Origin of the sequence: Streptomyces chrestomyceticus JCM 4735 (genome assembly GCF_003865135.1) — a bacterium.
Taxonomy (GTDB): Bacteria; Actinomycetota; Actinomycetes; order Streptomycetales; family Streptomycetaceae; genus Streptomyces; species Streptomyces chrestomyceticus.
This window is the reverse complement of record NZ_BHZC01000001.1, coordinates 1828476-1847823: the sequence shown is the minus strand read 5'-3', so window position 1 is coordinate 1847823 and position 19348 is coordinate 1828476. Positions and strand designations below refer to the sequence as shown.

Annotated in this window: 16 protein-coding genes and 1 pseudogene; 9 read left to right on the top strand and 8 right to left on the bottom strand. The window is 73.8% G+C overall.

Annotation, left to right across the window (positions count from 1 at the left end; genetic code table 11):
• Window positions 1-15: 15 nt before the first annotated feature.
• Together EJG53_RS07545 and EJG53_RS07540 are read right to left on the bottom strand one after the other, a co-directional pair.
• Window positions 16-759: a hypothetical protein gene (locus EJG53_RS07545; RefSeq protein ID WP_125044194.1), complete on the bottom strand. Its 744-nt coding sequence runs from the start codon at window positions 757-759 to the stop codon at window positions 16-18.
• 247 nt (window positions 760-1006) lie between these two features.
• A pseudogene (locus tag EJG53_RS07540) lies at window positions 1007-1366 on the bottom strand (SDR family NAD(P)-dependent oxidoreductase); the annotation flags it as partial.
• Window positions 1367-1569: 203 nt separating this feature from the next.
• On the opposite strand from EJG53_RS07540, the gene ggt reads away from it, so the two are divergent.
• From ggt to EJG53_RS07515, 5 genes are all read left to right on the top strand, one after another.
• Window positions 1570-3414 carry a gamma-glutamyltransferase gene (gene ggt, locus EJG53_RS07535; protein WP_125044193.1) on the top strand — a complete coding sequence of 615 codons (1845 nt, stop codon included), beginning with the start codon at window positions 1570-1572 and terminating at the stop codon, window positions 3412-3414.
• A gap of 144 nt (window positions 3415-3558) precedes the next feature.
• Window positions 3559-4032, top strand: a complete 474-nt coding sequence (locus EJG53_RS07530) for a MarR family winged helix-turn-helix transcriptional regulator (RefSeq protein ID WP_244955029.1) — start codon at window positions 3559-3561, stop codon at window positions 4030-4032.
• Window positions 4033-4147: 115 nt separating this feature from the next.
• The gene (locus EJG53_RS07525) at window positions 4148-5725 is read left to right on the top strand and encodes an amidase (RefSeq protein WP_244955028.1); all 1578 of its coding nucleotides are present in this window, start codon (window positions 4148-4150) and stop codon (window positions 5723-5725) included.
• A gap of 62 nt (window positions 5726-5787) precedes the next feature.
• Window positions 5788-6423, top strand: coding sequence for a TetR/AcrR family transcriptional regulator (locus EJG53_RS07520; protein WP_125044192.1), 636 nt, complete (start codon window positions 5788-5790; stop codon window positions 6421-6423).
• Window positions 6424-6505: 82 nt separating this feature from the next.
• Window positions 6506-7108 carry a hypothetical protein gene (locus EJG53_RS07515; protein ID WP_125044191.1) on the top strand — a complete coding sequence of 201 codons (603 nt, stop codon included), beginning with the start codon at window positions 6506-6508 and terminating at the stop codon, window positions 7106-7108.
• 217 nt (window positions 7109-7325) lie between these two features.
• On the opposite strand, the gene EJG53_RS07510 is transcribed toward EJG53_RS07515, so the two are convergent.
• Complete coding sequence (locus EJG53_RS07510) at window positions 7326-8030, bottom strand: beta-ketoacyl-ACP reductase (protein WP_125044190.1); 705 nt, start codon at window positions 8028-8030, stop codon at window positions 7326-7328.
• A gap of 346 nt (window positions 8031-8376) precedes the next feature.
• On the opposite strand from EJG53_RS07510, the gene EJG53_RS07505 reads away from it, so the two are divergent.
• Window positions 8377-9177, top strand: a complete 801-nt coding sequence (locus EJG53_RS07505) for an MmyB family transcriptional regulator (protein WP_050510810.1) — start codon at window positions 8377-8379, stop codon at window positions 9175-9177.
• Here the strand turns inward: EJG53_RS07505 and EJG53_RS07500 are convergent.
• From EJG53_RS07500 to EJG53_RS07485, 4 genes are all read right to left on the bottom strand, one after another.
• Window positions 9159-10091, bottom strand: coding sequence for an MBL fold metallo-hydrolase (locus tag EJG53_RS07500; protein ID WP_167515070.1), 933 nt, complete (start codon window positions 10089-10091; stop codon window positions 9159-9161). The genes EJG53_RS07505 and EJG53_RS07500 overlap by 19 nt on opposite strands.
• A 253-nt stretch (window positions 10092-10344) precedes the next feature.
• Entirely contained in the window at window positions 10345-11964 is a 1620-nt protein-coding gene (locus EJG53_RS07495; protein WP_125044188.1) for a VWA domain-containing protein, read from the bottom strand.
• Window positions 11965-11976: 12 nt separating this feature from the next.
• Window positions 11977-13176 carry an AAA family ATPase gene (locus EJG53_RS07490; protein ID WP_125044187.1) on the bottom strand — a complete coding sequence of 400 codons (1200 nt, stop codon included), beginning with the start codon at window positions 13174-13176 and terminating at the stop codon, window positions 11977-11979.
• A 246-nt stretch (window positions 13177-13422) separates the two neighbouring features.
• Window positions 13423-14979 carry an FAD-dependent oxidoreductase gene (locus EJG53_RS07485; RefSeq protein WP_125044186.1) on the bottom strand — a complete coding sequence of 519 codons (1557 nt, stop codon included), beginning with the start codon at window positions 14977-14979 and terminating at the stop codon, window positions 13423-13425.
• A gap of 290 nt (window positions 14980-15269) precedes the next feature.
• On the opposite strand from EJG53_RS07485, the gene EJG53_RS07480 reads away from it, so the two are divergent.
• The 3 genes from EJG53_RS07480 to EJG53_RS07470 all read left to right on the top strand — a co-directional run bounded on the left by EJG53_RS07480 (window position 15270) and on the right by EJG53_RS07470 (window position 18689).
• Entirely contained in the window at window positions 15270-16349 is a 1080-nt protein-coding gene (locus EJG53_RS07480) for a hypothetical protein (protein ID WP_244955027.1), read from the top strand.
• 142 nt (window positions 16350-16491) lie between these two features.
• On the top strand, window positions 16492-17346 hold the full coding sequence (locus tag EJG53_RS07475) for a nitrilase-related carbon-nitrogen hydrolase (protein WP_125044185.1): 855 nt from the start codon (window positions 16492-16494) through the stop codon (window positions 17344-17346).
• Window positions 17343-18689: an aspartate aminotransferase family protein gene (locus EJG53_RS07470; RefSeq protein ID WP_371858663.1), complete on the top strand. Its 1347-nt coding sequence runs from the start codon at window positions 17343-17345 to the stop codon at window positions 18687-18689. The genes EJG53_RS07475 and EJG53_RS07470 overlap by 4 nt, the downstream gene beginning before the upstream one ends.
• A 183-nt stretch (window positions 18690-18872) precedes the next feature.
• Here the strand turns inward: EJG53_RS07470 and EJG53_RS07465 are convergent, their stop codons facing one another.
• On the bottom strand, window positions 18873-19076 hold the full coding sequence (locus EJG53_RS07465) for a cold-shock protein (RefSeq protein ID WP_030020385.1): 204 nt from the start codon (window positions 19074-19076) through the stop codon (window positions 18873-18875).
• Window positions 19077-19348: the final 272 nt, after the last annotated feature.

The window sequence follows — 19348 nt, the reverse complement described above, 5'->3', positions numbered from 1 at the left end:
GGCACGGGACGGCCGCTACACCCCCGCCCGGTGTCCCTTCGGCTCGGCCGGCGCCAGCGCGGCCTTCGTCACGTCCGCGACCAGCTCCACCACGTCGGGGCCGTACGCCTGCGAGTTGACGACCTTGAGCAACAGGCAGAACTGCCCGTCGGCACCGTACTTGCGGGCCAGCCGCGCCCGGTTGCGCACCAGGTGCCGTACGGCGGCCCGGTGGGTCACCGGTCGCTGCCCGGCCGCGAGGAAGACCGGCCGGCCGCTCTCGACGGCGGTCAGCCGGGCCAGCAGCACGTACTCCACCGCGCCCGGCTCCATCCGGTACGTCGAGCCGCCGACCGCGAAGGTGCCGCGCCCGAAGCCGTGTTCGTCGCCGGGGTGGACGGCGACGCCCGGCAGCAGGTTCGCCAGGTGCGCCGCGAGCCGCCGGTGCGCGGTCGGGTCGCCGACGCAGAACTCGGTGCGCGCGCCGAAGCCCTGGAGCCCGGTGTCGTGCGGCGCGACCTCCGCGTGCGCGCCGCAGGTCTCCACCACCGAGGCCAGGCCGAGCAGCGCGAGCGCGTCGTGCCGCGGGATGCTCCAGTGGGCCGAGGTGCTGTCCCGGTGGGTGACCAGCACGCATTCCGATCCGTCGGGCAGCCCGAAGAAGCTCTGCTCGCGGTCCAGCCTGCGGCGCGCCACGGCGGCGTGCGCGGCCCAGCCGGCCGCGGCGCCCACGACGAGGGCGGCCGCCGCCACGGTCACGAGGAGCAGGGAGTCGTCCATGGCGGGGGAGCGTAGCGGCTGACCGGGAGTGTGTTCGAACGCGGGGCGGGCGGCTGGGCGGCCTTGCCCGGGTCCGTACGGGCATACGGGACACCGCCCGCTATACGGCGCCGCGTACCGTTGCGCCCCGGCGGCCACTCGGCCCTGTCGTCACCTTCCTGTCGTCACCTTCCCGTCGTTCCGCCCGGCGGTGCCGCACGCCCGCTGAGCGCCGGTCATCGGCGGGCAGTTGCCCCGGCTGCTGTTCTCAGGCGCCGGCGCCGCCGTCGACGGGCAGGATCGCGCCGGTCACGTACGAGGCCCGGTCGCTGAGGAGCCACGCGGCGGCCTCGGCGATCTGCCGGGGCGCGGCCATCCGGCCCAGCGGGATCGTCGCGGTCATCTGCTCGACGATGCCGGGAGTCGCCGCCTCCCAGGTGTCGATCATCTCCGTGGCGGTGCCGCCGGGGGTGATGCCGTTGACCCGGATGCGGTCACCGGCCCAGTTGACCGCGGCGGTCTCGGTGAGGCTGTTGAGCGCGCGCTTCATGGCGCCGTACGCGGGCAGGGCCGGGTTCGCACGGCGGCTGCCGATGCTCGAAGTGTTGACGATCGCCCCGCCGCCCCCTCGTCCCTGCGCTGACGCCGCGGCCGGCCTCGGCGAACGCCGACGCGGCCCGCCACCAGGACATCGGCCCGGCGAAAGGGGAGCGCGGCACTCGGCCGTTCGCGCCCCTTTCGCGCCCCGCGCTCGCGCCCCTCTGTCGCCCCCGTGATCACGCAGGTAGGCTCCGGCCCCTGCCGCCCGAACAGGCCAGGAGGGAACGCCGCATGACACCTGCCCGACGTCTTTCCGCGCTGGGGGTGGTCGCCGCGCTCGCCGGATCGCTGACCGCCGTCCCGGCCTCGGCCGCGGCACCGGCCGCCACGGCGCCGGCGCCTGCCGCCCACCCGTCGAAGGCCGTTCCGGCCGCGACCCCGCCGAAGGTTCCGGTGGCGGTCGGCTACGGCGGCGCGGTCTCCAGCGTGGACGCCGACGCCTCCGCCGCCGGTATCGAGGTGCTGCGCAAGGGCGGCAACGCGGTGGACGCCGCCGTCGCCACCGCGGCGGCCCTCGGCGTCACCGAGCCGTACTCCGCCGGGGTCGGCGGTGGCGGCTACTTCGTCTCGTACGACGCCAAGTCCCGCACCATACGGACCCTCGACGGCCGGGAGACCGCGCCGCTCAGCGCGGACCGCGGCCTCTTCCTGGAGAACGGCAAACCGATCCCGTTCGACCAGGCGGTCACCAGCGGCCTGTCCGTCGGCACCCCCGGCACGCCCGCTACCTGGGACACCGCGCTGGAGCGCTGGGGCACCCGCCCGTTGCGCGAACTTCTGAAGCCCGCGGAGAAGCTGGCCCGCGACGGCTTCAAGGTCGACGAGACGTTCCGTTCGCAGACCGCCGCCAACGAGGCGCGCTTCCGCGACTTCCCCGCCACCGCCCGCATCTTCCTGCCCGGCGGCAAGCTGCCGGTCGTCGGCTCCACCCTCAAGAACCCCGACCTGGCCCGTACGTACAAGGAACTGGGCGACAAGGGCGTCGACACGCTGTACAACGGGCGGCTCGGCGAGGACGTCGTACGGACCGTCCGGAAGCCGCCGGTGCGTCCCGGCGCCGAACGCACGGTGCGGCCCGGGGACCTGACGGCGAAGGACCTGCGGGAGTACGAGGTCCGCCGCCAGGCCCCGACCAAGACCCGCTACCGGGACCTGGACGTGTACGGCATGGCACCCGGCTCCTCCGGCGGCACCACCATCGCCGAGGCGCTCAACATCCTGGAGCACAGCGACCTCTCGAAGGCGAGCCAGAAGGAGTACCTGCACCGCTACATCGAGGCCAGCCGCATCGCCTTCGCCGACCGCGGGCGCTGGGTCGGCGACCCGGCGTTCGAGGACGTGCCGACGCGCGGCCTGACCTCGCAGCGCTTCGCCGACTCCCGGGCCTGCCTGATCAAGGACGACGCGGTGCTCACCAGCCCGCTGGCGCCCGGCGACCCGCGCCACCCGCAGCCCTGCGCGGCCGGTGGCCGGGCCGCCCCGACGCCGTACGAAGGGGAGAACACCACCCACCTGACCGTCGCCGACAAGTGGGGCAACGTCGTCGCCTACACCCTCACCATCGAGCAGACCGGCGGCAGCGGCATCGTCGTACCGGGCCGCGGCTTCCTGCTGAACAACGAGCTGACGGACTTCTCCTTCGCCCCGGCGAACCCGGCCGTGCACGACCCGAACCTGCCGGGTCCTGGCAAGCGCCCGCGCTCCTCGATGTCCCCGACGATCGTGCTGCGGGACGGCCGCCCGGTGGTGGCGCTGGGCTCGCCCGGCGGCGCGACGATCATCACGACCGTGCTGCAGAGCCTGCTGAACCACCTGGACCGCGGGATGCCGCTGGTCGACGCCATCGCGGCGCCTCGTGCCAGCCAGCGCAACGCCGCCGCCACCGAGCTGGAACCAGGGCTGTGGGACAGCCCGGTCCGCGCCCAGTTGGAGGCCATCGGCCACACGTTCACCCGCAATCCGGAGATCGGCGCCGCGACCGGCGTGCAGCGTCTGCCGGACGGCCGCTGGCTGGCGGCGGCGGAGAAGCAGCGGCGCGGCGGCGGGTCGGCGATGGTGGTCCGCCCCAAGGGGTGAGGCCGACCGCCGTGCGCGGCGGAGGTACCGGGTCCGGTGGGTGACGCGTGGCTGCGCGTCACCCACCGGACGCGCCATATCGGCCCAAATCCGGGCGCAGCAGGATCATAAGTGCGTTAAATAACCGTACGATATGTTTTACGGGTGAACGACGACCTGAACGACCACCCGCCCCCTTCCCCGGACGGCGACCTGGACGTGGACGCCTTCGCCACCGCGGTCGAGTACTTCAACCGCTTCTACGTACGGCTGCCCACGCCGGAGAAACTGTCCCTGACGACCCTGTCGGTGCTGGACACCCTCGCGTACGCCGACGGGCCCATGCGGCTCACCGAACTGACCAGGACCGAGCAGGTCAGCCAGCCCGGCATCACCCAACTGGTCACCCGGCTGGAGCGCGACGGCCTGGTCGAACGCCGCCCCGACCCCAGCGACGGACGCGCCGTCCTGGTCCGTATCACCGAGGCGGGACGGCGGATCGGCCGCTCCCGCCACACGCACCGCACGCGCCACCTGGAACCGCTGGTGGCCCAGTTGACCTCCGGGCAGCGGCAGGCGCTCGCCGACGCGCTGCCCGCCCTGACCCGCCTCGCGGAACTCGGCCGGCACCGGGCGTGACGCTGCGCCGGTGAAGCGGGCGCGCCACGGAAGCGGGCGTGCCATTGAAGCGCGCCCGGCCCCCGGTTACCGTCGAAGCTGTTCGTTCGAACGAACAGTGCCGCCGAGGGGAGCCATGGGCATACGGGACAACGGCACCAGGGAGTACGAAGGACTGGCCGAGCAGGCCGCGGCGCTGGCGGCGGGACAGGTGTCCGCGGCCGAGCTGGTACGGCGGTCGCTGGCCCGCATCGACGCCACCCAGGACACGGTCAACGCCTTCCGCCGGATACGTGCCGAGGCCGCGCTCGCCGAGGCCGCCGCGGCCGACCGGCGGCTGGCCGCGGGTGAGCGGCTGCCGCTGCTCGGTGTGCCGGTCGCGGTCAAGGACGACACCGACGTGGCGGGCGAACCCACCGCGTTCGGCTGTGCCGGGGAGTTCCCGCCCAAGCGGGCGGACGCCGAGGCCGTACGGCGGCTCCGCGCGGCCGGCGCGGTCGTCGTCGGCAAGACCAACGCGTGCGAGCTGGGGCAGTGGCCGTTCACCGAGGGCCCCGCCTTCGGCGACACCCGCAATCCGTGGAACCCGGGCCACACGCCCGGCGGTTCGTCGGGCGGCTCGGCAGCAGCCGTCGCCGCCGGCCTGGTCCCGGCCGCCCTCGGCACGGACGGCGCCGGCTCGGTCCGCATCCCCGCCGCCTGGACCCACCTCGTCGGCATCAAGCCCCAGCGCGGCCGCATCTCCACCTGGCCCGACCCGGAATCCTTCCAGGGCATCACGGTGCTGGGCCCGCTGGCCCGTACGGTCCGCGACGCGGCACTGCTGCTCGACGCCGCCGCCGGCAGCCACGACGGCGACCTGCACCGGCCCCGCCCGGTCGCGGCCCGCGCGGCGGCCGACCGCGACCCGGGACGCCTGCGTATCGCGCTCTCCTGGAAACCTGCCTTCACCGGTACGCCCAAACCCCTCAACCCCGAGGTACGGTCCGCCGTCACCGCCCTCGCCCGCACCCTCGCGGGCCTCGGCCACCACGTCGAGGAGGCCGAACCGGACTACGGTCTGATCGGCCTCGCGTTCGTGCCGCGGGCGACGGCGGGCGTACGGGAATGGGTGTCACGGGCGCCCGACCGCGCGCTGCTGGACCGCCGGACGCGCGGGGCGGCCCGGATGGGGCGGCTGCTCGGCGGGCCCGTGCTGCGCCGGGCGCGAGTGGCGGAACGGCGGCAACACGCGCGCGTGGGCGCTCTGTTCGGCCCGTACGACCTGATCCTGACGCCGACCACGGCCGCGCCGCCGCCGCGCATCGGCACGCTCGCGCGGATGAACGGCTGGCAGACGGACCGGGCCATGATCGCCGCGTGCCCGTACGCCTGGCCGTGGAACGTCCTCGGCTGGCCGGGCGTCAGCGTCCCCGCCGGGTTCACCGTCGGTGGGCTCCCGCTGGGTGCCCAACTCCTCGGGCCCGCCGACTCGGAGCCCCTGCTGATCTCGCTCGCGGCCCAGTTGGAGGCGGAGTTGCGCTGGTACGAACGGTGGCCCGAAGCGGCGGCGGAGAGCACGGTGCCGGTGCCCGCCGCGCAGGGCGGCTCGGGGGTGCGGGCGCGGATGCGCGGTCTGAAGGGGGTGGCCGGCCGGCTCCGGACGGCGGGCGGGCCGGGCGCGGCGGACACGGTGGGCGGCGGGTCCGGTCCGGCGGACACGGTGGGCCGGTGACGGCGCGCGGGGCCGGTCCGGATCGTACGGAAGCCGGTCCGGGACGTACGGAGGTCGGGCCGGTGCGCGAGCCGGACGGCCCCGCCGGTGCGCCGAACCGGGCGGGGGACACCCGGCGTTGCATCATCGGCGCCGTCCTGCGCATCATCGGCCGCGACGGTGTCGCCGCCGTCACCAACCGGCGCATCGCCAAGGAGGCCGGTGTCTCGCCGGGGTCGGTGACGTACCACTTCGCGACCCAGCACGACCTGCTGCGGGAGAGCCTGCTGCGGTTCGTCGCCGAGGAGACCCGGCGCTTCACCGAACTGGCCGAGGACAGCCGTCTCGACCGCATCGGACTGCCCGAGGCCGCCGCGCTGGTCGGGCAGGTCGCGGGCGGTACGGAGTTCGACAGCGAGCACATCGCGCCGTTCGAACTGTACGTCCAGGCGGGCCGCGACGAACGGCTGCGGGCCGCGGCCGCCGAGTGCTTCGCCGCGTACGACCGGCTCGCCGCCCGCATCCTGACGGCGCTGGGCGTCGCCGACGCCGAGCGGCTGGCGGGCACCGTGGTCGCCCTGGTCACGGGACAGCAGTTGCGGCGCCTGGCCACCGGTTCGACCGCCGAGGACCTGGTCGACGCCTTGCTGTTGCTGGCCAGGGGCGCGGCACCGGATGTCCCCGCGTCCGTCCCGGCGGCACGGGAGCGCGGCGTCTGAGTACGCGTACTCATGACCGTTACGGCGCTCACGGGCACAATGTGCCCCTGTCCGCCATGTCCCGGCCGTATCGGAGTGCCCTGTGAAACGCCTGGCCGCAGCAGGAGCGGCCGCAGCCGCTGCCGCGCTGCTGACGCTGACCGGTTGCGGCACCGAGCGCGCCACCGGCCCGGAACGCGTCAGCGGCTCGCAGCAGGGCGCGGCCGGTTCGGAGCGCGCCACCAGCCCGGAGCCGCCCGGCTCCCGTCTCTTCCAGGACATCGCCGCCCGCTGCACGGACGCCTCCACGCGTCTCCCGAGCCCTCCGGCAAGTGATCCGCCGGACAATGCCGCACTGAGCCCCGAGAACTCGCGCTACGCGGAGAACCACGGCTACCAGCAGACGGCGCAGCTCACGCCGAACGCCCGTTGCCGGGGCGCCGCGCACGCCGAACGCATCACCGCGGAGCTGCGGAAGGCCGGTCCGGCCGGACTGCGGAACGAGGGGGACCTCGCGGCGTTGCTCGAACGGCTCGCCTATCCGAAGGACGTCACCGGCGTCCACCGCTCGGGCGGCTCCCTCGGCTTCACGCTGTCGCTCCCCGACGGTCCGTGCCTCACCGGCCGCCTGGGCCCGCCGCTCGACATCGAGGCGCACGGAGCCTACCTGGAGGGTGGCTGCGAGGAGCCCCGGGGCGGCCACTGAGTCCGCCCGTCCGGCGTGCCCGAGTCGGGCCCGGCCGTGCTGCGCCTGTGAGACGCCGGTGACCGGCGTCTCACAGGCTCCCCGCCGTCCCCCGGTGCTGAGCGCCTGACCCCCGTCCAAGCACTCACGGCACCGCCCCTCGTGGGGACAGGTCTGTCCGCCCGCGCCGGAGAGGGCGCGGGGAGGTGGTGAAAGTGTGCGGCTGCGCGCGTGGGCCTCAGTGGCCCATGCCGGCGCCGCCGTCCACCGGGACGACGGCCCCGGTGATGTACGACGCCTCGTCACCGGCCAGCCAGCGCACCGCCGCGGCGATGTCCTCGGGGCGGGCCATTCTGCCCAGGGGGATCTGTTCGACCATGGCGTCCAGGCGGTCCTGGGGGAGCGCCGCGGCCATGTCGGTCCGGGTGAGGCCGGGGGCGACCACGTTGGCGGTGATGTTGCGCGAGCCCAGTTCCCGGGCGAGGGAGCGGGCCAGACCGACGAGTCCGGCCTTGGCCGCCGCGTAGTTGGCCTGGCCGGCCTCGCCGCGCAGGCCGACGGTCGAGCCGACGAAGACCATCCGGCCCTTGCGGGCCCGCAGCATGCCGCGGGTGGCGCGCTTGGCCACCCGGTACGCGGCCGTCAGGTTGGTCGCCACGACGGCGTCGAAGTCGTCCTCCGACATCCGCATCAGCAGCGCGTCGCGGGTGATGCCGGCGTTGGCCACCAGGACCTCGACCGGGCCGTGCGCCTCCTCGATCTGCCGGAAGGCCGTCTCGACCTGCTCCGGGTCGGTGATGTCGCAGGGGACGCCCAGGACGCCGGCCGGCGGCTCGCCCGAGCGGTACGTGACGGCGACCTTGTCCCCGTCGGCGGCCATGGCTTCCGCGATCGCCAGCCCGATACCCCGGTTGCCACCGGTGATGAAGACGCTGCGGCTCATGGATGCCTCTCGATTGCTGCTGGGACGCCCGGCTCCCGCCGGCGGCACGGTGGCGCCGCGGCCGCGGGGGTGCCGCGGCGCGGATGCTCTCGCGCGGTCAGTCACTCTGGCACAAACCGATTGATCGTTCTCGTCCGGCGCCGGTCACCTGCGGTGACCGGTACCAGGAGTTCCGGTAGGCGATGTGCCGGTCCGGAGAGTGGGATGGGGTGATTTGATGGTTTTGTGACGATATGCGGGGTGGGTGGGCCGGGGAAGGGCGGGTTCGGTACGTAGCGACGCCGGGTTAAAGTCGGCCGTAAGTTTTCGATCCCTTTACCGAATCGCGCGGGGAGTTTGGCGATAAATGTCCAGTAAGCACCTGCTCGGTGACTTCCTGCGCAACTGGCGTGGCCGCCGGGACCCCACCCAGGTCCCCGGTTTCACCGCCACATTCGGCCACCGGGACCGGCGCGGCATCACCCAGGCCGAGACGGCGGCGCTCACCGGGGTCACCGAGGGCTGGTACCGCCGGCTGGAGTCGGGCCGGATCGAGCGGCCGAAGGCCGAATGGCTGGAGCGCATCGTGCGCATCCTCGACCTCGACGAGGCCCAGCGGCACACCCTCTTCGTCTACGCGCGGGGCCAGGTGCCGCCGCCCCTGTACCGCCCCGACGGCGCCGTGGACCCGTCCACGTCCGCGCTCATCCAGGTGCAGCCCTGGCCGGCGTACCTCTCCGACGCGGCCTGGGACGTGCTCCTGTACAACACAGCGTGCGAGCAGGACTGGCCGTGGATGAAGCACGGCGTCAACGTCATGATCTGGGCGCTGACCTACCCCGAGGCCCGTCTCCAGCTCATCGACTGGGAGGAGTCCTGGGCCAAGCCGATGGCGTCCCAGCTCCGGCTGGCCGCCGCCGAACAGCCGGACAACCGGAGGCTGGCGGAGGTCGTCGCCGAGATCAAGGAACGCGACAAGGTCGCGGCCCGGCTGCTCACCGACGACCTCACGACCGTCACCCACCCCGACGGCGACCGGCGCTGGCTGTACCTGCCCGGCCACGGGGACGAGGAGTTCGAGGTCACCTTCCGCTGCTTCGCGCCGCTCAGCGACCGTACGCAGCGGTTCATGCTGGTGGTGCCGTGCGACTATCCGGCGGCGAGCTGAGCCATCCCCTCGACCAGCTCGAACGTGGTGGACGGGACGTGCTCCGCGCCCGCCTCCCGGTAGGCCGCCGCGACCGCGGTGAACAGGCGCTCGGGGTGCGCCAGATCACCGGCGTACTCCTTCTTGACCAGCCGGGCCGCCTGGGTCAGCTCCATACCCTTGCGGGCGTGCGCGGTGGCGGTGTCCATGATCCGGGACAGCCGGTCGCGGAAGGCCGTGACGCCCGCCCGGTCGGTGATCCGGCCGTGGCCGGGCACGAAGGTGGTGGCGCCGGTGGCCAGGAGCGTGTCGCAGGCGGTGACGCAGGACGTGAGCGAGCCGGACCAGACGATCATGTGGCCGCCCTCGAACAGGGCGTCACCGGTGAACACCACCCCGTCCTCGGGCACGTGCAGCGCCACGTCGCCCGCGCTGTGCCCGGGGCCCAGGTCGAGCAGCCGTACCGCGGTGCGGCCGACGGTGAGGTCCAGGCTGCCGGTGAAGGTCCGGGTCGGCGGGGTGACGGTGATGCCGCCGAAGTCGAAGACGCCGAAGTGCTCGACGGCGTAGGCGGCGACCGCGGTGGTCGGCTCGCTGCGGCTGAGGGCCGCCAGCATGTCCGGGGTCATCTCCTGGCACAGGTGCGCCGCGGACGCCTCGGACGTGATGATCTCCGCGTCCGCGACCAGCTCGTTGCCCCAGGTGTGGTCGCCGTTCTGATGGCTGTTGACCACGGTGGTCACCGTCGCGTCCGGTACGGCGCCGGCGATCGCGGCCAGCAGCTCGCGGGTGGCCTGGAGCGTGAACTGCGTGTCCATCAGGAGCGCTTCGCCGTCGGACGCCACGAGCCCGCAGTTGCTGTACCCCCAGGCGGTGCTGTCGTGCGTCCACGCCCAGGTGGTCGGGGACAGCGGGACGAGGCGGGGCGTGCTCAAGGAAGGTCCATTCTCTCGTGGGCGGGCGGGCCGCCGTCGGCGCGGCGTACGGACCTGGCGGTGCACCCCGGCGGGAGAGGACACCCCGGCTCCGCAAGGGGCCAATGTACTCACCACCTGGGGGAAACACCCACTCAAGATGGCTGATTGCTCGCGTTACGGCTGATAGTGCCGCATGGTGCCGGGCCCGGCCTGGCGGCACGGTGATCAGTCTCACCCTCGCCTCCGGGAGCCGGCCGCCGCGGCGGCGGTCTCAGATCACCCGGAACAGATCGGCGGCGGCGTGCACATCGGTGAAATCCTCGACGGAGCGGAGGTTGTCGCACAGCGCCTCCAGGACCGAACCGGTCTCGGCGGCGCCCGGCGCGCCGATGGCCACGCCGAAGACCCGGAAGCCCAGCAGCCGCTTGGCGTCGTCCCAGCCGCGCTTCCACTCCTCGGTGACGTCGCACTCGTCGTCGGTGAGCAGCACGATGTCGCCGCGCTTGCGGGCGGCGTCGTCGAACTCCTCCTCCAGCAGCTCGCGGGCGGCCGACAGGGGCGTCTGGTAACTGGTGCCGCCGCCCAGGAAGGATTCCGCGAACGCGAGCGTCCGGTCGATGCCGGGCGGTTCACCGGCCGGGAAGCGGAACACCCGGATCTTGTCGGCGGCGGAGAACAGGATGCCGACGAAGTCCCGCCCGGAGTGGCGGGCCTGGTCCAGCAGTGCCAGGGCACACGCCTTGGCCCACGCCTCCCGGGTGCCGCCGCCCGGCCCTTCCGTGTACATGGAGTGCGAGGTGTCGACGCACGCGATGATCGCGCCCTGACCGGCGGTCTGCTCCCCCTGGCTGTCGTAGAGCATCAGCTCCCCGGCGGCGTAGCGCGCGGCGAACACCGCACGCAGCGCGGGCAGGCCGAGGTTGGCCAGCTCGGAGGGGACAATGCGGGACAGATCATCCCCGAGCGTGACGCCGACCAGCTCCCCGGCGGTGTTCTCGACCTTACGGGCGCGCTCACCGCTCGCCATCTGCCGGAAGCGGCCGATCAGGTCGGCCCACTGGGCGAGGCGGCTGGTGCGCAGCCGCTCGGCGAGCCGGGCGCGCTCGTCGAACGGCAGCCGTTCCAGTTCTCCGGCCCCGACGCCCCAGGCCCGCATCAGCGCGGCTTCCTCCCGTACGGCCTCGGCCGCCTGCGCCACCGCGTTCCCGGCGGCGGCACGGAGGCCGGGGGCCGCCGCCGTGCGGGCCTGCGCGGCACCCTGGGCGGCTCGCTGCCCGGCGGCCTCGGCGGCTTCCGCGGCCTCGACCGCCTGGTGTACGGCGTCGGCGGCCGGGCCCGGTACGGAGCCGTCCTCGGCGGCCCCTTCGGCGGCCTGCTGAAGTGCCTCGCCCACGGCGGCTGCCGCGCTGTCGGCGGCCTGCCGGGCCTGCTGGGCCCGCTCGGCCCGCGCCTGGGCGTCCCGGGAGTGCTCCAGCATCCGGCGCAGCGCGGCGGCCTGGGCGAGTACGGCCATGGCGGCGGCGTACGGGTCGCCGGCCGTCTCGCGGTGCAGCTCGGCGAATTCCGGTGACTGCACCAGCGCGCTGACGACCTGGTGGTTGACCAGCCGGGACGGGGCCATCTCCGCGAGCCCCCGCAGCCGCGGGCCGGCCTTGTAGGAGGCCAGGAACACGTCGGCCAGCAGGTCGGCGGTGCCGTCGTGGTACGCGCCCAGCTCCTCGGCCAGCTCGCGCAGCCCGGCCGACTGCTCGTAGGTGTCGTGCCAGGTGAACCGGTCGAAACGGTCCGCGACCACGGCCGCGGTGCACTGCCCCGAGACCGCGCCGGCCCGGCCCAGCCACGTCCCGGCCCGGCTCACCAGCTCGTCGAGCCTGCCCGGTGTCCCACCCATGATCCGTACCCCTCAGCGCCGGTCCTGCACCATGCTCGCGTCCACGCCGAGGGCCTCGGTGAGGACGCGGGCGCGGACGGCGCGCTGCCGGCCGGCCACCCGGTCGATCGCGGCGGTGGAGCGCCCGGCGCCCGCCGCCTCCTCGCGCAGCTTCTCCAGCCGCTGGCCCGCCCTGGCGAGCTTGTTGTGGGCGTTCTTGATGACCCACTCGCTCAGCGCCTCACGGGACTGCCCGGCCATCGCGTCGAGCTGCGTCTCCAGCTCCTCAATGGTGTCGGCCAGGTCGAGCGCCTCCTTGGCGTCGGGATTGACCAGGTGCAGCACCTCCCGCTCGACGGTCGGCCGTTCGGCGGGGGAGTCCCACAGCACGTGCGTCAGCACCGACAGGTCGTTCTCGGCGACCGCCGCGCGGCCGTCGAGGTACGCGGACGCCTGGAGCAGGCCCACCGCCTGCCGCCAGCGCCGGTCGGAGGCGACAAGTTCCTTACGGCGCAAGGCGGCCCGCAGCGTGCACACCGCGTCCACGATCGGGTCGGGCACGTCCACGGCCGGCACCGCCAGGGTCACGGCGTGCTGCAAGGCCGCCAGTTCGACGGTGGTCCGCTTCGGCGCGGCGGGGCGGCTGACGGCGGAACGTACCAGCGCGGCGAAGTTCGCGGGGTCTTCCAGGTATCCGACCTCGATCCGCACCAGCAGCCGGTCGTAGATCGCTGCCGTGTCCTCGTCCGCCGGCAGCTCGTTGCTCGCCGTGATGGCGCCGATCAGGGGGCAGCGGATCGGTTCACCGCCGCTCTCGGGGTGGTAGATCCGCTCGTTGAGGTAGCCCAGCGTCTCGTTCAGCGCCGCCGTGGAGCACTTGAAGATCTCGTCGATGAACGCTACGTGCGCGGTCGTGGCCCGCCCGTCGTACACCTGCCGGTACTCGCCCCGCGCCAGCGCGGCCACGTCGACGGGGCCGAACATCCGCGTCGGCGCGGTGAACTTCGACAGCAGGATCTCCCAGTAGGCCGCTCCCTCGATCCGCCCCGTGAGCTCCCTGGCCAGCTCGGACTTCGCCGTGCCGGGCGGTCCGAGCACCAGCGAGTGCTGCCCGGCCAGCAGTGCCACCACCAGCGTCCGCACCACGTCCGCCCGCTCGTAGAAGCGGTCGGACAGCTCGTCGCCGATCGCCCGCAGCCGTCCGGCCGTGTCCAGCGCGCCCTCCGCGCCCATCCTCAACTCCCTGCCTGCGACGCCCTGCCGGGCTGACGAGACGGCCCTTCCCACCGGCGCCACGACGAAGTGACGCATGGCTGTGGGGACAGCGGTGACGCCGGGCTGCTCTCGGAAACGGACCTGTGCCCGAGCAAGATAACGCGGAGGCCGGCGGGACCTTCCGGGGCCGTGGGCGCGACACCGACCGGCCTGCCCCCTCGGGAGACTTGACCGGTCCAGCGATCCGTCCGCTTCCCGTTCCGCCTACTCCAGGTCCCGCGCCTCCAACGCCTCGGTGGCCGGGCCTTGCAGCACCGAGCCGTCCGGTGCGAAGCGGGAGCCGTGGCAGGGGCACTCCCACGCCTTCTCCGTCGCGTTGAAAGCGACCAGGCAGCCCAGGTGGGTGCAGCGCGCCGACATGGCGCGGGCCGTTCCGTCCTCGTCGCGGTAGACCGCGCAACGGCGGCCCCGCACCCGTACGACCGCGCCGGTGCCGGGGGCGATGTCCGCAGCCGAGTCGGCGTGCGTGGAGCGCAGCCGGTCGCCGACGAAGTGCCGGCCGGTGTCGGCCTGGTGCTTGAGGAAGGCGGGTGCCTCCCGTACGGCGCTCCACAGCCGCCGGGGGTCGTACAGGCCGGCCCACGGCGGCGGGTCGCCGGTGATCAGTCCGGCCAGCAGGAGGCCGGCGGCCGCGCCGCCGCTCAGGCCCCAGCCGCCGAACCCGGTGGCGACGTAGGTGTGCCGCGCGCCCGGGTGGAACCGGCCGATCAGCGGAACGGTGTCGGTGGCGTCGTTGTCCTGGGCGGCCCACCGGTACGCCACCTCGGTGCCGGGGAAGTGCCGGTGCGTCCAGGCGGTCAGCGCCGCGTACTTCTCGCCGGCGTCGGCCGTGCCCGGCTTGAAGGTCTCGCCCGTGACGATGAGCAGCCGCCGCCCGTCTCCGTACGGCGCGGTACGGACGGACCGTTTGCCCTCCTCCTGCGTGATGTACATGCCGCCCGGGTCACGGCCGGCGTCGACCGGGGCGGCCACCACCACCTCCCGCCGCGGCGACAGACGGGTGAACAGCAGGGCACGGTCGAAGACCGGGTAGTGGGTGGCGATCACGACGTCCCGCGAGGTCACGGTGGCGCCGGTCTCCGTCGTCACCCGGCAGGGCGAGCCCTCGTGCAGGCCGGTGGCGCGGGTGCGCTCGTGGAGGACACCGCCCCGGGAGCGGAAGTCCTCCGCCAGCGCGAGCAGGTACTTGCGCGGATGGAACTGCGCCTGTTCCTCGACCCGCACCGCGCCCGCCACGGGGAACGGCAGTCCGGTCTCGGTGACGAACGCGGCCGGCAGCCCGGCCGCGGCGGCGGCAGCCGCCTCGGCGCGCAGTTGCCCGGTGCTCGCCGGGTCCCGTACGTACGTGAAGGCGGGACCGCGCTCCAGGTCGCAGTCGACGCCGAGGAGCCGGGCGGTCTCGGCGACGTGCTCGACCGCGCCCTGCTGGGACTGCGCGTAGTGGCGGGCGCCCTCGGGCCCGCGGGTGCGGCGCAGCCGGTCGTACACCAGGGTGTGGAGCGCGGAGAGCTTGGCGGTCGTATGACCCGTGACCCCGGCGGCGATCCGGTCCGCCTCCAGCAGGACGACACTGCGGCCGCGCCTGGCCAGCTCCCAGGCCGTGCTGAGCCCGGCGATCCCGGCGCCGAGCACCGTGACATCGGCCTCGGTGTCCTCGGTGAGCGGCGGATGGGAGGTGCCGGGGGTGGTGGCGATCCAGTACGACTCGTCCAGGCCGGACGGTCCACCGTGGTCGGTCGTGTGACAGCCGTTGTCGGTCATGCGACAGCGGGTGCCCCGCCGGGCCCGCCCGAAGCGCGCCCGCGGCCCGGCTCCCCCGAACGGGCCCGCGGCCGGCCGCGACGGCGGACCGCACCGTATCGGCCAGATCGGCGGACCGGCCCCGACCACCGACAACGGCGGACCTCCGCACCGTCCGCGCGGCAGGCCCGCGCAAACCGCCCGCCGCCCGGCCGCAATCCAGGCCGAAACCCGGCTGGTGCCGCGTGCGGGGCGGGCGTGGGGTGGGGGCGGGCGGGTGCACGGGGGCCGGGGGGAAGGGAGAGCGGAACGTGGCAGGGGAACAACCGGGGACGCCGGTGGAGGAGTTCGCGCGGTTCCTGCGCGGGCTGACCCGGCTGCTCGACGAGACGGCCGGGTGGTACGGGGTCTTCACACTCCGCGACCCCGAAGGGCTACGGGCCTGTCTGGACGGGCGGGACGTACCGCCCTGGGACGTCGTGGAGTCGCTGCTGCACGATCTCGCGGAACGGCGTGGCGCACACACCGTACGCACCGCCGGGCCACGGGCGCGCAGGCTCCACCACGAGGCGGTCGCGGCGTACGACGCCCGGCCGGGCGCCTCCGCCCGGCTGGAGGACCACCTGGACGTGATGCTGCGCGAACGGCAGTACGCGGCGCTCCGCGGCCGGGAACTGCTCGCCGAACTCCGGGCGGCGGCCGGCGGACCCGAGACGGAGCGGCTCTCCGCCGAACTGGCCTGGGCCCGCGACGACCACGCACGGTCCGGAGCACGGGCCCGGGAACTCCAGGCCCGTATCGACGCGTTGACCGAACAGCGGGCAGCACCCCGGCCGGCCCCGCCCCCCACTCCGACCCCTGCCCCCGCCGCTCCTCGCACCTCCACCAGCGCCGCCCGGCTCGCGCGGCTGCGGGCGGCCGGGCGCGGCGGGGAGGCGCACGCCCTGCTGTGCGCCGCCGCGCACGCGCACGCCGCCGAGCTGCCCGTGCTCATCACGGAGCTGGAGCACGCCGGGCTGGTGACGGAAGTGCCGACGCTGCTCTGGGAGGCGGCCTGCCTGCCACCCGCCCGGCTCGCCGCTGCCGCCGACGCGCTCGCCGCCGCCGGGCGCACGGCCGAGAGCGCGCGCCTGCTGCGCCAGGGCGTCGCCCGCCCCGTCGAGGAAGTGGCGCACACCGCGCTGGCGCTGCTCGGCGCGGGCCGCCCGGTCCAGGCCAGGGAACTGTTCGCGGCGCTGGTGCGGGCCCGTACCCCCGAGGAGGCGGTGGAGGCGACCGCGAGCGCGCCGGGCGAGCTGACCCCGCTGCTCCTGGACGCCGCCGCCGGAGTCTCGCCGAACCGGCACCGCGACATCAGCCACGCGCTGCGCGCCGGCGGCCCGAGAAGCTGACCCCCGGCCCGGCGACCGGTCCGGGGCAGGGTCCCGCCCTCGGGGAGATGGTCTTGCCTCGCCGCTGCACGGGGCCTACGGTCGCTCCACACGCGTAGATCCGCATGGCCCGCTGGCCGACGGCTCGACGAAGGAGCAGCTCATGGCCGATGTTGTCCGTAACGTCGTACGCGCCGCACTGGTTCAGGCGTCCTGGACCGGCGACACCGAATCGATGATCGCGAAGCACGAGGAACACGCCAGGGCGGCGGCCGCGCAGGGCGCGCAGGTGATCGGCTTCCAAGAGGTCTTCAACGCCCCCTACTTCTGCCAGGTGCAGGAGCCGGAGCACTACCGCTGGGCCGAGCCGGTGCCGGACGGCCCCACCACCCGCCGGATGCAGGAGCTGGCCCGCGAGACCGGCATGGTGATCGTGGTGCCGGTCTTCGAGGTCGAGCAGTCCGGCTTCTACTACAACACCGCCGCCGTCATCGACGCCGACGGCACCGTGCTCGGCACCTACCGCAAGCACCACATCCCGCAGGTCAAGGGCTTCTGGGAGAAGTACTACTTCAAGCCGGGCAACCTCGGCTGGCCGGTCTTCGACACCGCCGTGGGCCGCATCGGTGTCTACATCTGCTACGACCGCCACTTCCCCGAGGGATGGCGCCAGCTCGGCCTGAACGGCGCCCAGCTCGTCTACAACCCCTCCGCCACCTCCCGCGGCCTGTCCGCCTACCTCTGGCAGTTGGAACAGCCCGCCGCCGCGGTGGCCAACGAGTACTTCGTCGCGGCGATCAACCGGGTCGGCGTGGAGGAGTACGGCGACAACGACTTCTACGGGACGAGCTACTTCGTCGACCCGCGCGGGCAGTTCGTCGGCGACGTCGCCAGCGACACCAAGGAGGAGCTGGTCGTCCGCGACCTGGACTTCGGCCTGATCGACGAGGTGCGGCAGCAGTGGGCGTTCTACCGGGACCGCCGCCCCGACGCGTACGAGGGCCTGGTCCGGCCGTGACGGCCCCGCACGCGCCCCGGGACGGCGCCGGGGCCCCGGAGCCGTCCGCCGACCTGCGCTCCCGGCACCGTGCCGTCCTGCCCGACTGGCTCACGCTGCTGTACGAGCGGCCCATCGAGCTGACGCACGGCGAGGGCCGCCACGTCTGGGACGCGGACGGCAACCGCTACCTGGACTTCTTCGGCGGCATCCTCACCACCATGACCGCCCACGCGCTGCCCGAGGTGACCAAGGCCGTCGCCGACCAGGCGGGCCGCATCCTGCACACCTCGACGCTCTACCTGTCCCGCCCCATGGTGGAGCTGGCGGAGCGGATCGCCGCGCTCTCCGGCATCCCGGACGCCCGGGTCTTCTTCACCACCTCCGGTACGGAGGCGAACGACACCGCGCTCCTGCTGGCGACGGCGTACCGGGGCTCGAACCAGATCCTGGCGATGCGCAACAGCTACCACGGCCGGTCCTTCTCGACCGTCGGCATCACCGGCAACGCCAGTTGGTCACCGACCGGCCTCTCGCCGCTCCAGACGCTGTACGTGCACGGCGGCGTGCGCGGCCGGGGCCCGTACGCCGGGCTGTCCGACGCCGCGTACGTCGACGCCTGCGTCGCCGACCTGGAGGATCTGCTCGGCCAGACGGCGGGCGTCGCCGCGCTGATCGCCGAGCCGGTGCAGGGCGTCGGCGGCTTCACCTCGCCGCCCGACGGGCTCTACGCGGCCTTCCGCGAGGTGCTGGACCGGCACGGCATCCTGTGGATCTCCGACGAGGTGCAGACCGGCTGGGGCCGGACCGGCGACCACTTCTGGGGCTGGCAGGCGCACGCCGGGAACGGCCCGCCGGACGTGCTGACCTTCGCCAAGGGCATCGGCAACGGCATGTCCGTCGGCGGTGTCGTCGCCCGCGCGGAGGTGATGAACTGCCTCGGCGCGAATTCCATCTCCACCTTCGGCGGCAGCCCGGTCACCATGGCGGCGGCCCTGGCCAACCTCGACCACCTCCTCGCCCACGATCTCCAGGGCAACGCCCGGCGCGTCGGCGGCCCGCTCATCAAGCGGCTGCGGGCGGCCGCCGCCGGGCTCGGGATCGTACGGGAGGTGCGCGGGCGCGGCCTGATGATCGGCGTCGAGCTGGTCGCGCCGGACACCGGTGAACCGTCGCCGCAGGCGGCGAACCTCGTCGTGGAGGCCGCCAGGGAGCGCGGGCTGCTCATCGGCAAGGGCGGCCTGGCGGGCGCCGCGCTGCGGATCGCGCCGCCGCTGTCCCTGACCGCCGAGGAGGCGGCGGAGGGCGCGGAAATCCTGACGGAGTCCTTGCGGGTGGCCGAACGGGGACTGTCGTCCGCCTGAATGTTCCGGCCGGATCCGATCGGTTCCCGGCTGGTTCCGGCCGGTTCCGGGCCGGGGAATTCCAAAGCCGTGCAAAAAAGACGCGAGCCGGAAACCTACCCTTTCGGGTGAAGCTCCGGCTCGCGTCTGCAGAGTCCTGCCGTCGCGGCGGCGGTCCGTCGGGACCGGCCGGCCTGCGGGTCGTCAGGCGAGAACGATGTTCTCCGCCTGCGGGCCCTTCTGGCCCTGCGTGACGTCGAAGGAGACCTTCTGGCCCTCGACGAGCTCACGGAAGCCCTGGGCCTGGATGTTCGAGTAGTGCGCGAAGACGTCGGCGCCGCCGCCGTCCTGCTCGATGAAGCCGAAGCCCTTTTCGGAGTTGAACCACTTCACGGTGCCGGTTGCCATGTCTTTATCCTTCGATCGAGGCAGTTGAGGAATCCGCACTGCGCGGTTTCCAGGGTCGCCGCAATTGAGCCCATCCGGATGTGACCGGCAGAAACAAAATGCGCCCGACGGTCACATACCGTCAGGCGCACATAACGTTTATGGGTACCAAAACTGCAACTGATTCGAAGGTAGCACGGAACCTGTCGCCGGGACAGTACCCACGGTGATTCCCGAGTGTCGCCCGGGTCGCGCCGACGGTGTCCCGGGGTGCCGCCGCGGCGGCACCCCGG